Below are 13,336 nucleotides of genomic sequence, written 5' to 3' on the forward strand. Positions count from 1 at the left end.
TGGTTGGCCGGAACGGCGTAGCGAGGTGCCGGTCGTGGCGTCGAGAAGCCGGTCGATGGAGCGCAGCGCCGATGAATGGTCCGCCGCCATGCACGTCTTCCAGGACCACCCGACGACCCGGCATGAGACGGTCCGGGAACCGTATGCGGTGCAGCCATCGGCTCCGGATGACTACGACCCGCGTCAGCTGGGCGCCGAAAAGCATGCACTGTACTGCGCCCTGCAGGAACGTATTCCCGAAGCCTCGCCAGATCGTCTCCTGCAGTTCACGGCGGCCTGCCATGCGCACCGCATTTCGGCCAGCAACCTGGACACGATTCACGTAGACGAGCCGAGCATGACCGTCAACATTCGCGGCAAGGATTGGCTGGCGACGCCGGCTGTCATCGAACTGACCGTCGCACCGCCCCTACCGGAACAATCGGTCGCGCAGATCCAGCAGGTCGATCAGCAGCGGATGCAGATCGCTCAGGAAATCGCGCAGGAGCTTGCGCAATCGGCACAGATGAGCATGGGTCGTTCACTTTGAGCGTCCCACGGCGGCCTGGGTCCTATCCGAACACCTTCGTGCCACCGATCCACGTTTCGACCACGTGCTGCGTTTCGTCCATCACCACGAAGTCCGCGCGGTAGCCGGCGGCGATGTGGCCGTGGGTGGCGGCGAGGCCGAGGAAGGTGGCGGGATAGGTCGAGGCCATGCGCGCTGCCTCGTCATAGGCGACGCCTACCATGTGCACGGAGTTGCGCACAGCGGTGGCCATGTCCAGCGCGGAACCCGCGATGGTACCGTCGGCCGTCTTGCATGCTCCGTCGTGCACCGTGATCGTTTCGCCCTTGAGCACGAAACTCGGGTTGTCCGAGCCCACCGGCGGCATCGCGTCAGTCACCAGCATCATCTTCTCGCGCGCCTTCGCGGCAATCGCGACGCGAAGCGATGCGGGATGCACGTGGTGGCCGTCGACGATCAGGCCGCACCAGCTGCCCGCATCTTCCAACGCGGCACCGACGACGCCGGGCTCGCGGCTGGTGAACGGTGTCATCGCATTGAACAGGTGGGTGAAGCCGCGCACGCCGGACGCCAGCGCGTGGCGTGTGGTGTCGTAATCGGCCGCGGTGTGACCCGCGGCGACGATGACGCCGTTGGCGACGAGTTGCGCCAGCACCTCGGGCGGCGTACGTTCCGGCGCGAGCGTGAGCAGGGTGACGCCGCCACGCCGGCGCGCCACCATCGCGATATCGTCAGCGCCCGCGACGCGGAACTTCGCCGGATCGTGCACGCCCTTGCGCTCGGGCGCGATGAACGGACCTTCCAGATGGATGCCTAGCACGCCTGGGACGCCTTGCTCCACCGCGGTGTTCACGGCGTCGATGGCCTTCGCCATCACGCCCGGATCGTCGCTGATCAGCGTGGGCAGGAAGCCGGTGGTACCGAACTTCGCATGGGCTTCGCCGATGCGGCGGATCGTGTCGACCGTGGGCGCGTCGTTGAACAGCACGCCGCCACCGCCGTTGACCTGGCAGTCGATGAAGCCGGGCAGCAACGTGCGGCCGCCGAGGTCGTGGCGTTCCGCCGCGCGTACGCGCGGATCGGATGGCAGGGCCAGTCCGGTGATCGTGCCACCGTCCACGAGCACGGCGAAACCGCCCTGGAATCCGTTGTCGGTGAGTACGCGGCCGTTGACGAGGGCGATGGTCATGGGTGGAAGTCCTTAGACGGTCTCGGTGACTTTGTTGAGGTGGGGCGGCACGTCCGGATCGAAGCCGCGCTTCAATGCCAGCGCCGCGGCGGCGCGATAGAAGCTCTGCACGGTGACGAGAGGCGCGCTGATCGGGGCGGTGGCAACCAGGGGCAGCATGCCCTCGCCCTTCCCGCCCGGCGCGGCGATCCACACCCTGGCGCCGCGCTTGCGGAATTCCTCGGCGACGTCGAGCACGCCGGGTAGCGTGTCGTCGTTCTGCGCGAAGAAGAGCACGGGAAATTCCGGCCCCACGAGGGCCATCGGGCCGTGCTTCACCTCGGCCGAACTGAACGCCTCGGCGTGCAGGCCCGACGTTTCCTTGAACTTCAGCGCCGCTTCGAGCGCGCCGGCGAAACCGAAGCCGCGGCCGACGACAAAAAGATTGTGTGCATCGACAAGGCCGTCGGTGAGCGCGGACCAGTCGGCGTCCCAGCTGTCGCGCAGCTGCGCGGGCAATGCGGCAAGCGCGTCGCCGATCTCCGCTTTACCGCTCCAGCGCGCCGCGATGTGCAGGATGGCGGCGAGCGCCCCCAGGTAGCTCTTCGTAGCCGCCACGCTCTTCTCGGGGCCCGCATGCAGCGGCACCACGACATCGGCGCAAGCGGCCAGTGGCGAGTCCACCACGTTCACCAGGGCCACCACGTAAGCGCCTGCCTGCTTCGCGGCTTCCGCGTTGCGGACCAGGTCGGGACTCTTTCCGGATTGCGATACCGCGATATAGAGCGCGCCTTCGAGGCACTGCTTCGCGTGGTAGATCGATGTGACCGACGGCGACGCCGACGCGGTGACGATGCCCAGCTGGGTTTCGAACACGTATTTCGCATACATGGCCGCGTGGTCCGAACTGCCGCGCGCGCAGGTGATCACCATGCGCGGAGGGTTCGCGCGCAGGCGCTCGGCCAGCGCATTCACCACCGGTTCGTTCGCGGCAAGCTGCCGCTCCACGACACCGGCGGTTTCGTGCGCTTCGCGGAACATCAGGGTGTCTTGCGGAAGTTTCGTCATGGCGTGGGCCTGGCTTGTCAGTCGCTCTGCAGTTCGGCGACGAAATCGTAGATATCGCCGCGGTACCAGGAGCAGGTGAATTCGACGATGCGACCGTCCTCGAGGAAGCTGCGGCGCTCGATGTTGAGTCCGGCGCTGCCGGCACCCAGGCGAAGCAGTCGCGTCTGTGCCGGCCCAAGCACCACGGCGCGCAGGCGTTGCAGTGCGCGCAGGGGGCGGTTGCCCAGCTTGTCGAGCGCCTCGTAGAGAGAATCCACCACGAGGTTCGGATCGGGCAGGAGATCGAGCGGCACCGCGCTGCGCTCGATGGCCAGCGGCTCGTCGCCGGCATAGCGCAGGCGATGCAGGCGGACCACCTGGGAACCCGGCGACAGGTTCATCGCCATGGCCTCTTCCGGCGTGACCTCACCGATGCCGCGCTCGAAGAACTCCGAGCGCGGATTGAGGCCGCGGGCGCGCAGGTCTTCGGTGAAGCTGGTCATCCGCGAGAGCGGCTTCACGATGCGCTCCGACACGAAGGTGCCGGCGCCGTGGCGCTGGGTGAGGAGGCCGTCCTCGACCAAACCGCCCAAGGCCTTGCGAACGGTAACCCGCGACAGGGTGAGGGCCCTGGCCAGGTCCCGTTCGCTGGGCAGGGCGTGGCCCACCTGGACCTCGCCTTTCTCGATCACGTTGCGGATGGCGCGGCGCAGGCGCATGTACGCCAGCGGCTGCCGGGTAGCCGGGTCGTGTTGCAGACGCTGATATTCGGCGACGAGGGCGCTTTCCATGCCACGAAGATACCAATCCACAACCACTGAGGCAAGACCGTGCAAGCCACGGCATACCAGCGGTCTGCTCGGCTCGCGGTTTGCACGATTTAAATGTTCATGGAAACGTTTTCATTTCGTTTCCACCGAGTGAAGAGGAGGCGAAACGTCGCGCCGATTGGTACGGGGCTGGTACGTCGTGGTATGTCACTGGTACGATCCGGAGGCATCCACCTACGATCCCTCAAGAGGCCTCTGTCGTGAGCGCTCCCCTCCTGCCGATCGAACCCTTCGATCTGGTCATCTTCGGCGGCACCGGCGATCTCGCCGTCCGCAAGCTGCTGCCTGCCATGTACCACCGCTTCGCCGACGGCCAGATCCAGGCCACCTGCCGGATCATCGGCGTTGCCCGCGAAGGCCTGGACGACGATGCGTATCGCCAGCAAGTGCGCGCAGCCGTCGAGAAAGCCGTGTCGCATATCGTTCCCGCCCAGCTGGATGCCTTCATCCGGATGATCGGCTACCGCTCGCTCGACGCGCGCAAGGCCGACGGCTGGGACGAGTTCTCGGCGCTCATGGCGGCGGAACCGACCCATATCCGCGTCTTCTACCTGTCGACCTCGCCGGACATCTTCACCGACATCTGCCAGCGCCTGGGCGCCCTCGGCCTCAACGGCGAGCGCTCGCGCGTGGTACTGGAAAAGCCGATTGGCCGCGACCTCCAGAGCGCCAATGCGATCAATGACGCGGTGGCGCGGGTGTTTGGCGAATCGCAGACGTATCGCATCGACCATTACCTCGGCAAGGAAACGGTGCAGAACCTGCTGGCGCTGCGCTTCGGCAATGCCCTGTTCGAGCCGTTGTGGAATGCACAACACATCGACCATGTGCAGATCACCGTGGCCGAAACCGTTGGCGTCGGCCACCGCGCCGGCTATTACGACCGCGCCGGCGCGCTGCGCGACATGGTGCAGAACCACATCCTGCAACTCCTGTGCATGCTCGCCATGGAACCGCCGTCGTCGCTGGCGCCCGATGCCGTGCGCGACGAGAAGCTCAAGGTGCTGCGTTCGCTGCGTCCCATTGATGGGTCCAACGCGGCCCAGCTCACCGTGCGCGGCCAATACCGTGCCGGTGCTGCCGAAGGCCAGGGCGTCCCGGGTTACCTCGACGAGCTCGGCAGCGACCAGTCGACCACCGAAACCTTCGTCGCCCTCAAGGCGGAGATCGGTAACTGGCGCTGGGCCGGGGTGCCGTTCTACATGCGCACCGGCAAGCGCCTTCCCAATCGTGTTTCCGAGATCGTGGTGACGTTCCGCGCGTTGCCGCATTCGATCTTCGATCCCATGAGTGGCCCGCTGCTGCCCAATCGCCTCACGCTGCGCCTGCAGCCGGACGAAGGCGTGAAGCTGTGGCTGACCATCAAGCATCCGGGTCCGGGTGGCCTGCGCCTCCGCCACGTGCCGCTCGACATGAGCTTCGCCGCGGCGTTCGGCGTGCAGCAGCCCGACGCCTACGAGCGGCTCATCCTCGATGTCGTGCGTGGTAACCCGACCCTGTTCATGCGCCGCGACGAAGTCGAGGCCGCGTGGAACTGGGCCGGCCCCATCCTCGACGCGTGGGAGGCCAGCGGCGACTTGCCGAAGCCGTATACCGCGGGCACCTGGGGTCCGAGCGCCGCCGTGGCGCTCATCGAACGCGATGGCCGAACCTGGGCCGAGGATGCCGCATGAACACCAAGATCAACCGCCACGAATTCACCGACCGCCTCACGCTCGCCGACATGCTGGCGCGGGACGTCGCCTCGAAACTGGATGCCGCGATCAAGGCGCGCGGCAAGGCCACCATCGCCGTTTCCGGCGGCGGGACGCCGAAAACCATGTTCGCCGTGCTCGCCGAGCAGGAGATCGACTGGTCGAAGGTGACCGTGACCCTGGTGGACGAGCGCTGGGTGGACAGCGGCAGCGATCGCTCGAACGCGCGCATGGTGGCGGAACACCTGTTCCACCACGAGTCGCACACCGCCGCCTTCGTGCCGCTGTTCGACCGTGCCCACAAGGACAACGTGGATAACGCGCTCGACGATGTCGGCGCGCGTATCGACGCGTTGGGCCGGCCGTTCGACGTCGTACTGCTGGGCATGGGTCCGGACGGCCATACGGCGTCGTTCTTCCCCGGCGGCGACAACCTCGCCGCGGCACTCGATCTCGACGGCAAGCGCACCGTCGTCTCGATGCGTGCCGAGGGCGCGGGCGAGCCGCGCATCACGCTCAGCCTGCCGCGCGTGCTGGACACGCGTGCGCTCTATCTGCATATCGAAGGCGACGACAAGAAGGACGTGCTCGGCAAGGCGCTGGCCGGCGGGGATTACCCTGTCGCTGCCGTGCTGACGCAGGACCGCGTGCCGGTGGACGTCTACTGGGCTCCGTGAGCATGGCCATCCATCCCATGCTCGCCGAGGTCACGGAGCGCATCGTCGAGCGAAGCCGCGCATCGCGTGCCGCCTACCTCGCCAGGATCGACGCGGGGCGCGGCAAGGGCGCGAAGCGCCACCACCTGTCCTGCGGCAACCTGGCCCACGGCTTCGCCGCCTGCGCGGAAAGCGACAAGGACGCCCTGCGCAACGGCCACGCGGCCAACCTCGCGATCGTCACTTCGTATAACGACATGCTCTCGGCCCACCAGCCGTACGAGCGCTATCCGGAACTGATCCGCCAGGCCGCGCGCCTGCTCGGCGCCACCGCCCAGGTGGCCGGTGGCGTGCCGGCGATGTGCGACGGCGTGACCCAGGGACGCCCCGGCATGGAGTTGTCGCTGTTCTCGCGCGACCTCATCGCCATGGCCACCGCGGTGTCGTTGTCGCACGACATGTACGAGGGCGCGCTGTATCTCGGCATCTGCGACAAGATCGTGCCCGGCATGCTGATCGGCGCCCTGAGCTTCGGTCACCTGGCCAGCGCGTTCGTGCCCTCGGGCCCGATGCCGTCGGGCATTCCAAACGAAGAGAAGTCCAAGGTGCGCCAGGCCTTCGCCGCCGGCAAAGCCTCGCGCGCCGAATTGCTCGAGGCCGAGGCGCGCTCATATCACGGTTCGGGTACCTGCACCTTCTATGGCACGGCGAACTCGAACCAGATGCTCATGGAGATCATGGGCCTGCACATCCCGGGCGCGAGTTTCGAGGCGCCGGATACGCCGTTGCGCGATGCGCTCACCCGCGCCACCGTGAAGCGCGTGCTCGCCATCGACACGCTCGGGGACGATTACCTGCCGCTGGGTCGCATCGTCGACGAGCGCGCCATCGTCAACGGCGTGGTGGGCCTGCATGCCACCGGCGGTTCCACGAACCATCTGCTGCACCTCGTGGCCATCGCGCGCGCGGCCGGCGTGGAACTGCGCTGGGACGATTTCGACGCGCTCTCGGCCGTGGTGCCGCTGCTGGCCCGTGTGTATCCGAATGGCTATGCGGATGTGAACCACTTCCACGAAGCCGGTGGGATGGGTTTCCTGATCGACCAGCTGCTCGACGGCGGGCTTTTGCATGACGACGTGAACACGATCATGGGCCCCGGCCTGCGCCATTACCGCACCCAGCCGTCGCTCGACGGCGCCGCGCTGGTATGGAAGCCGGTGTCGAAGGAAAGCGGCAATCGTGGTGTGCTGCGTTCGATCGACGAGCCGTTCCGCCAGGACGGCGGGCTGCGCATGCTCAAGGGAAACCTCGGCCGCGGCGTCATCAAGGTCTCGTCGGTGCCGGACGACCGCATGGTGGTCGAGGCGCCGGCGATCGTCTTCGACGAACAGGACGACGTGAAGGCCGCCTTCGACCGTGGCGAACTCAATCGCGACTTCATCGCCGTCGTGCGCTTCCAGGGACCGCGTGCGCGCGGCATGCCCGAACTGCACAAGCTCACGCCGACGCTGAGCCTGCTGCAGGATCGCGGCCACCGCGTGGCACTCGTCACCGACGGCCGGATGTCCGGTGCCTCGGGGCGGGTCCCCGCGGCCATTCACGTCACGCCGGAAGCGGAATCGGGTGGACCGATCGCGCGCGTGCGCACCGGCGACCTGGTTCGCGTCGATGCCGTCGCCGGCACCATCGAGGTGCTGATCGATGCCCATGAGTGGGCGGCCCGTACACCCGACGCCGCCGACCTCACCGTGCATCACAGCGGCATGGGTCGCGAACTCTTCGCCATGTTCCGCCAGTCCGCCGTCACGGCCGACCTGGGCGCGGGCGTTTTCTGATATCCCGGAGCGTAGATGAGCAACGAAGCCAAGCAACAGCGTGTCGAATCCACCTTGCGCCTCGCGCCGGTCGTTCCGGTGGTGATCATCGAGGACGCCTCGAAGGCCGTGGGTATGGCGCGTGCGCTGGTTGCTGGCGGCGTGCCGGCCATCGAAGTGACCCTGCGCACGGCGGCCGCGCTGGACGCGGTACGCGCGATCGCGGCGGAAGTCGAAGGGGCCTTCGTGGGCGTGGGTACGGTGCTCACCGCGCGCGACCTCGAGAACGCGTACAAGGCCGGTGCGAAATTCGCCGTGTCCCCGGGCAGCGCGCCGCGCCTCCTCGATGCCGCCGACGATTCGGAGCTTCCCTTGCTGCCGGGTGCGGCGACGTCCAGCGAAGCCATGGAACTGCTGGAGCGCGGCTACCGGTTTCAGAAGTTCTTCCCGGCGGTGCCCGCTGGCGGTTCGAAACTGCTCGGCGCCTGGGCCAGCCCCTTGCCGCAGATCCGCTTCTGTCCCACCGGCGGCATCAGCCTCGCCAATGCGCCCGAATTCCTGGCGCTACCGAATGTCGCCTGCGTCGGCGGCTCCTGGCTGACCCCGTCGGACAAGCTGGCCGCCTCCGACTGGGCAGGCATCGAAGCCCTGGCCCGCGAAGCGGCCGGTCTAGCCCGCAGCCGATAGCTCCCGCTGCGGTAGGAGCGCGCCCTGCGCGCGACAGCTTTTCGCGAGAAGCCGCAGGCCCGTTGCGTGCTCGCAAAAAGCCGTCGCGCGCAGGGCGCGCTCCTACAACGGCTGCGGCCGTGCGATCCTTGGCGTTCCGTTCCGGCAAGTCTTTCCATGATCTATATCCTCCTCGCGGTCGTCTTCAGCGTGGCCGTCTCGGTCCTGCTCAAGGTCGCCCGCAAGCACGGCATCGATATCGTGCAGGCCGTCGCCACCAACTACGTCGTGGCGGCCCTGCTCGCGGTGCTTCTGCTTGGCGCGACGCCGCAGGCGGCCATCGAGGCGAAGGCTACCTACACGCCGCTCGTTCTTCTCGGCGTCCTGCTGCCGACGATCTTCCTTGTGCTCGCGCGCTCGGTGCGCAGCGCCGGCATCGTGCGCACCGACGTCGCGCAGCGCCTTTCCCTGTTCCTTTCGCTCGTCGCGGCGTTCGCCTTCCTCGGCGACACGCTGACGGGCACCAAGTCGCTCGGTATCGCCCTCGCCTTCGCCGCGGTGCTCTGCGTGCTCTGGCGCAAGGACCGCGGTCCGGTCGAACGCGGCGGCTGGCTCGCTCCGCTCGCCGTATTCGCGGGCTTCGGCGCGATCGACATCTGCTTCAAGCTGGTGGCCCAGGCCGGTGCGCCGTTCGCGAGCGCCCTGCTCGCCTCGTTCCTGATCGCGATGGTGCTGTGCTGGATCGCCGTGCTCATGCGCGTTGCGATGCGGGCGGCGCCGATCACCCTGCGCAGCCTCGGCTTCGGCGTGCTGCTGGGCATGGCCAATTTCGCCAACATCCTGTTCTACGTGCGCGGCCACCAGGCCTTGCCGAAGGACCCGTCGCTGGTGTTCGCGTCGACGAACGTGGGCGTGGTGGTGCTCGGCACCCTTGTCGGCGCCTTCGGTTTCAGGGAGCGCCTCGCGGCGGTCAACTGGCTGGGTATCGCGCTGGCGATAGGGGCCATCGGCGTGATGGCGTCCGCGTAGGAGCGCGCCCTGCGCGCGACAGCTTTTCGCGAAGAGCAGCAGGCCCTGCGACTCACGGCCTCAAAAGCTGTCGCGCGCAGGTCGCGCTCCTACGACGGGCGGCGGGGCGCGGTCGAGCCGCGCACGACGAGATCGGGGCTGAAACCTTCGTTCTCGATGACGTGGTCGTCGCCCTCGCGCCCGAGTTCCGCGATCAGCCGTTGCGCCGCATGGCGACCGATTTCCTCGGTGTTCTGCCGGGCAGTGGTCAATGCGGGCCAGGACTGCTTTGAGAACGGGCTGTCCTCGAACCCGGCGATGGAAAGCTCCCACGGCACGTCCACGCCGCCGGAACGCGCCGCGGCCAGCACACCGGCAGCGATCTCGTCGTTCGAGCCGAAGATCGCCGTGGGCGGTTCCTTCAGGGCCAGCAGCTTGCGCGCGCCGCGGAAGCCGTCGTCGAAGGAGTAGTCACCTTCCACGACCAGGCGCTTGTCTATGGCGATGCCGTACTCGCGCAGGGCATCCTCGTAACCCTGGTAGCGCTCTGGACTGGAGCGATGCCCCTTGCCACCCCAGAGGAAGCCGATGCGTTGGTGGCCCAGCTGGATCAGGTGCTCGGTGATCGCATAGGCCGCGTCGCGGTCGTCCACGAACACGCAGGGCCAGCCGTCCTTTGGATCCTGTCGGGCGGAAATGATCCGTACGAAAGGCACCTTCTGCTCGGTCAGCGAGGCCAGCAGGCGCGGCTGTTCGGACATGGGCGGGCAGAGCACGAGGCCGGCCAGCCGGTTGCGCCTGACCAGGTCGGCCAGCTGGTCAGCGAGCTTCGGCGCCGACGATTGGCAGGGATGGATCTGCAGGCCGAAGCCCCGTTCGCGGCACACGGAGAGCACGCCGTTCTGCATGGCGATGACGTAATGCGCGTTCGGATTGTCGTAGACGAGGCCGAGAGCATAGGTCCGCGAACTGCGCAGGCTGCGCGCGGCCTGGTCGGGCTGGTAGTCAAGCGCCTCGATGGCTCGCTGGACCTTTTCCCGGGTACGCGCATGCACCGACGGCTCGTGGTTGATGACACGGGAAACGGTCTTCAGCGAGACGCCGGCTCGTTGGGCCACGTCCTTGATGGTAGGGCTACGCAATCTACGACCCCTCGATGGCAAGGCGGCCATCCTATCGGATGGCCGTCGTGGCGCGAAGACAGGTGCTCAATCGCGGACGTGCTGACCCACCCGGTGTCCCGCCGCGCCGTAGTACAGGATGTACAGGTAGCAGGGGACCACGAGGCAGACGAACACGCCCTGAAAGTCGAAATGCTGCTTCAGGTGCGCGAACAGCACCGGAATGACCGCGCCGCCGGCGATGCCCATGATAAGGAAAGCCGACCCGAACTCGGTGAGGCGGCCGAGCCCCTTGATGGCGAGCGGGAAGATCGCCGGCCACATCATGGCGTTGGCGAAGCCCAGCGCGGCCACGAAGGCCACCGACACGTAACCGCTTGTGAGGTAGGTGCCGATCGAGAACGCGACACCGAGGACCGCCGAGAAGGCCAGGTAGCGCTGCTGCGAGACGAACTTTGGAATCAGCAGCAGGCCGGCGACGTAGCCGACCAGCATCGCGATCAGCGTGTAGGAAGTGAAGTGACTGGTTTCGGCGGGCGACATGCCGAAGCCCTGGCCGTAGGTGCCGATGGCATCACCGGCCATCACCTCCACGCCCACGTACACGAACAGGCAGAGCACGCCCAGCCACAGGTGCGGAAAGCTGAAGAGGCTGCCCTTGTCGTGGCCGATGGCGCGTTCGGAGTTGTCGCTGGACGGCTTGATCTCCGGCAGCGAAGAGCGCACCACCCAGATCGCCAGCACCACCAGCAGGCCGGCCATCACCAGGTACGGCATGTGCACCTTGGAGGCGAAGGCGGCGAGCAGCGTGTCCTTGTCCGCCGCCGACGCGGCCGCCGCGATCTGCTTGTCGAGGTTGCCGATGTCGCTCATCACCAGCGCGCCGAACACGAAGGGCGCCAGCGCACCCGCCACCTTGTTGCAGATACCCATGAAGGCGATGCGCTGCGCGCCGCTCTCGATCGGGCCGAGGATGGAGATGTATGGATTGGACGCCGTCTGCAGCAGCGAAAGGCCGGCACCGATCACGAACAGGCCGGTGAGCGCGCCCGGATAAACGCGCATGGTGACGAACTGGCCGAACATCGCCGCACCGATCGCCATGACGAAAAGGCCGAGGCCCATGCCCTTCTTCATGCCCGTCTTCTTCAGGATGAAGGAAGAGGGCAGGGCGAGGAAGAAGTACGAAAGATAGAAGGCCATCGGCACCAGGAAGGCGTTCACGTCGTCAAGGTTGAAGGCCAGCTTGACGAAGGTGATCAGCGGCCCGTTGAGCCACGTGACGAAGCCGAAGATGAAGAACAGGACGCCGATGATGATCATCGGGACCAGGCTGGAATGGCGCGTCTCGTTGACCGCGGCCGTGGTGGACGACATGGATACTCCCCTCTCGCAGGGGCCGGACGCGCCCCGATCCGGTCCTTTATCGGCTTCCCTGCCTAACGTTGTCAATCGTATATCGATGGCGACGAATGACATGTGGCATGGCGGGACACTTTCGATGCCGCGCCGCGTCAAGCCGCCGGGGAACGACGCATGGCGCCAATTCCTGACGCAACAGGCGGTTACGCGGCATGTCCGCACGTGCTGACGCAAACGTTTCCTGTTGCAGCGCGTTATGGAATGGCGTCTGTCCTAGCTATTTGTCCTGTTGACAACGTTGTCATCCGAGCCAAGACTCGCCGCCATAACGGGGTTGTCACGAAAGTTTAAAGGGGCGGGACGTGAGCGAATCGGCCAAACAGCGGGAAGTGCTGCGTGCGTCGCGACCGGGGGCATTCCTTTCCGCGGACGTCGGCGGTACGCATGCCCGCATCGGTCTGGTTCGCAGCGCGGACGAATCGTCCGCCATCGACGTGCTTCGTTACGAGCGCTATGCCTGCGCCGACTGGCCCAGCCTGACGGCCGTGCTCCAGGACTTCGTCGGCCGGCTGGACGGCCAGGTGGCCATCGAACACTGCGCCGTGGCCAGCGCCGGCTACGTGCTGGGCGACGCCATCGTCAACGAAAACCTTCCGTGGCCCGTGTCGATCGGCGATATCCGCCAGGCGCTGGGTCTTTCCGGTCTCGCCGTGGTCAACGACTTCGAAGCCGTGGCGTACGCCTGCCAATTCCTGCAGCGCCATGAAACGGCGGCGATCATCGAGACGGACGCCGCACCGGCCGAAGGCCCGATCCTGGTGATGGGGCCTGGCACGGGCCTGGGATCCGCGGTGCTGTTACCCGGCCATCCGCACGCGACCGTGCTGCCGACCGAGGCGGGACAGATCTCGCTGGCGCCGGGCAACCCGCGCGAGGTCGCCATCCTGGGCGAACTGGCCCGCGACCGCGCTTACGTTCCCTACGAGACCGCGCTCTCCGGCCCTGGTCTCGTCAATCTCTATGAAGCCATTTCCAGGCTGCGCGGCACGGCCGCGACGCTGGCCGAACCCGCCGCCGTCACCGGCGCCGCCCTCGATGGCAGCGATGCTGCCGCGTCGGAAGCGCTGGACGTGTTCTGCGGGCTGCTCGGCAGCTTCGTCGGCGATCTTGCCTTGCTCTATGGCGCCCGCGGTGGCGTGTACCTGGCGGGGGGCATCCTCCCGCAGGTGCGCGAGCGCCTGCTCGCCAGCAGCTTCGCCACCAGGTTCTTCAACAAGGGCGTCATGCGCGCCTTTCTCCAGCAAGTGCCGGTACGTCTGATGGACCACGGACAGTTGGGTGTGATCGGTGCCGCCGGTCTCTACCTGCACGGTTCGACCGCTCATTGAAGAGCGGGAAAGGAACGCAGGCTTAGTTCAAAAAAGCGGGCCGCGAGGCCCATCGTCGATTACATCCTCTGAGG

The 13,336-nt window shown here is 66.9% G+C and carries 12 protein-coding genes; 7 read left to right on the plus strand and 5 right to left on the minus strand.

Translation table 11 applies throughout. The annotated features are described in order from the left end of the window. Positions 1–88 precede the first annotated feature (88 nt). Entirely contained in the window at positions 89–529 is a 441-nt protein-coding gene (locus VGM71_RS17095; RefSeq protein ID WP_331547394.1) for a hypothetical protein, read from the plus strand. A 22-nt stretch (positions 530–551) separates the two neighbouring features. On the opposite strand, the gene nagA is transcribed toward VGM71_RS17095, so the two are convergent. The 3 genes from nagA to VGM71_RS17110 are packed head-to-tail and all read right to left on the minus strand — an operon-like array spanning position 552 to position 3,514. Then, complete coding sequence (gene nagA, locus VGM71_RS17100; RefSeq protein WP_331547396.1) at positions 552–1,697, minus strand: N-acetylglucosamine-6-phosphate deacetylase; 1,146 nt, start codon at positions 1,695–1,697, stop codon at positions 552–554. Positions 1,698–1,709: 12 nt separating this feature from the next. Beyond that, on the minus strand, positions 1,710–2,744 hold the full coding sequence (locus VGM71_RS17105; protein WP_331547398.1) for an SIS domain-containing protein: 1,035 nt from the start codon (positions 2,742–2,744) through the stop codon (positions 1,710–1,712). 17 nt (positions 2,745–2,761) lie between these two features. After that, a complete protein-coding gene (locus VGM71_RS17110; RefSeq protein WP_331547400.1) occupies positions 2,762–3,514 on the minus strand; it encodes a GntR family transcriptional regulator in 753 nt (250 codons plus the stop codon). A gap of 239 nt (positions 3,515–3,753) precedes the next feature. Between VGM71_RS17110 and zwf the strand changes: the two genes are divergently transcribed. The 5 genes from zwf to VGM71_RS17135 all read left to right on the plus strand — a co-directional run bounded on the left by zwf (position 3,754) and on the right by VGM71_RS17135 (position 9,412). Next, a complete protein-coding gene (gene zwf, locus VGM71_RS17115; protein ID WP_331547402.1) occupies positions 3,754–5,226 on the plus strand; it encodes a glucose-6-phosphate dehydrogenase in 1,473 nt (490 codons plus the stop codon). Then, a complete protein-coding gene (gene pgl / locus VGM71_RS17120; RefSeq protein ID WP_331547404.1) occupies positions 5,223–5,924 on the plus strand; it encodes a 6-phosphogluconolactonase in 702 nt (233 codons plus the stop codon). Before zwf ends, pgl begins: the two co-directional genes overlap by 4 nt. Positions 5,925–5,926: 2 nt before the next feature. After that, entirely contained in the window at positions 5,927–7,738 is a 1,812-nt protein-coding gene (edd, locus tag VGM71_RS17125) for a phosphogluconate dehydratase (RefSeq protein WP_331547583.1), read from the plus strand. 15 nt (positions 7,739–7,753) lie between these two features. Then, positions 7,754–8,404 carry a bifunctional 4-hydroxy-2-oxoglutarate aldolase/2-dehydro-3-deoxy-phosphogluconate aldolase gene (gene eda / locus VGM71_RS17130; protein WP_331547406.1) on the plus strand — a complete coding sequence of 217 codons (651 nt, stop codon included), beginning with the start codon at positions 7,754–7,756 and terminating at the stop codon, positions 8,402–8,404. A 156-nt stretch (positions 8,405–8,560) separates the two neighbouring features. Continuing rightward, positions 8,561–9,412: an EamA/RhaT family transporter gene (locus VGM71_RS17135; RefSeq protein WP_331547408.1), complete on the plus strand. Its 852-nt coding sequence runs from the start codon at positions 8,561–8,563 to the stop codon at positions 9,410–9,412. An 89-nt stretch (positions 9,413–9,501) separates the two neighbouring features. Here the strand turns inward: VGM71_RS17135 and VGM71_RS17140 are convergent, their stop codons facing one another. Then, entirely contained in the window at positions 9,502–10,533 is a 1,032-nt protein-coding gene (locus tag VGM71_RS17140) for a LacI family DNA-binding transcriptional regulator (protein ID WP_331547410.1), read from the minus strand. A 66-nt stretch (positions 10,534–10,599) separates the two neighbouring features. Next, positions 10,600–11,889 (minus strand): sugar MFS transporter, encoded by a 1,290-nt coding sequence (locus VGM71_RS17145; protein ID WP_331547412.1) that lies wholly within the window; start codon positions 11,887–11,889, stop codon positions 10,600–10,602. A 347-nt stretch (positions 11,890–12,236) separates the two neighbouring features. Here VGM71_RS17145 and glk point away from each other — a divergent pair, with 347 nt between their 5' ends. Continuing rightward, a complete protein-coding gene (gene glk, locus VGM71_RS17150) occupies positions 12,237–13,262 on the plus strand; it encodes a glucokinase (RefSeq protein ID WP_331547414.1) in 1,026 nt (341 codons plus the stop codon). Positions 13,263–13,336 lie beyond the last annotated feature (74 nt).

This window comes from Luteibacter sp. (assembly GCF_036499525.1).
Lineage (GTDB): Bacteria > Pseudomonadota > Gammaproteobacteria > Xanthomonadales > Rhodanobacteraceae > Luteibacter.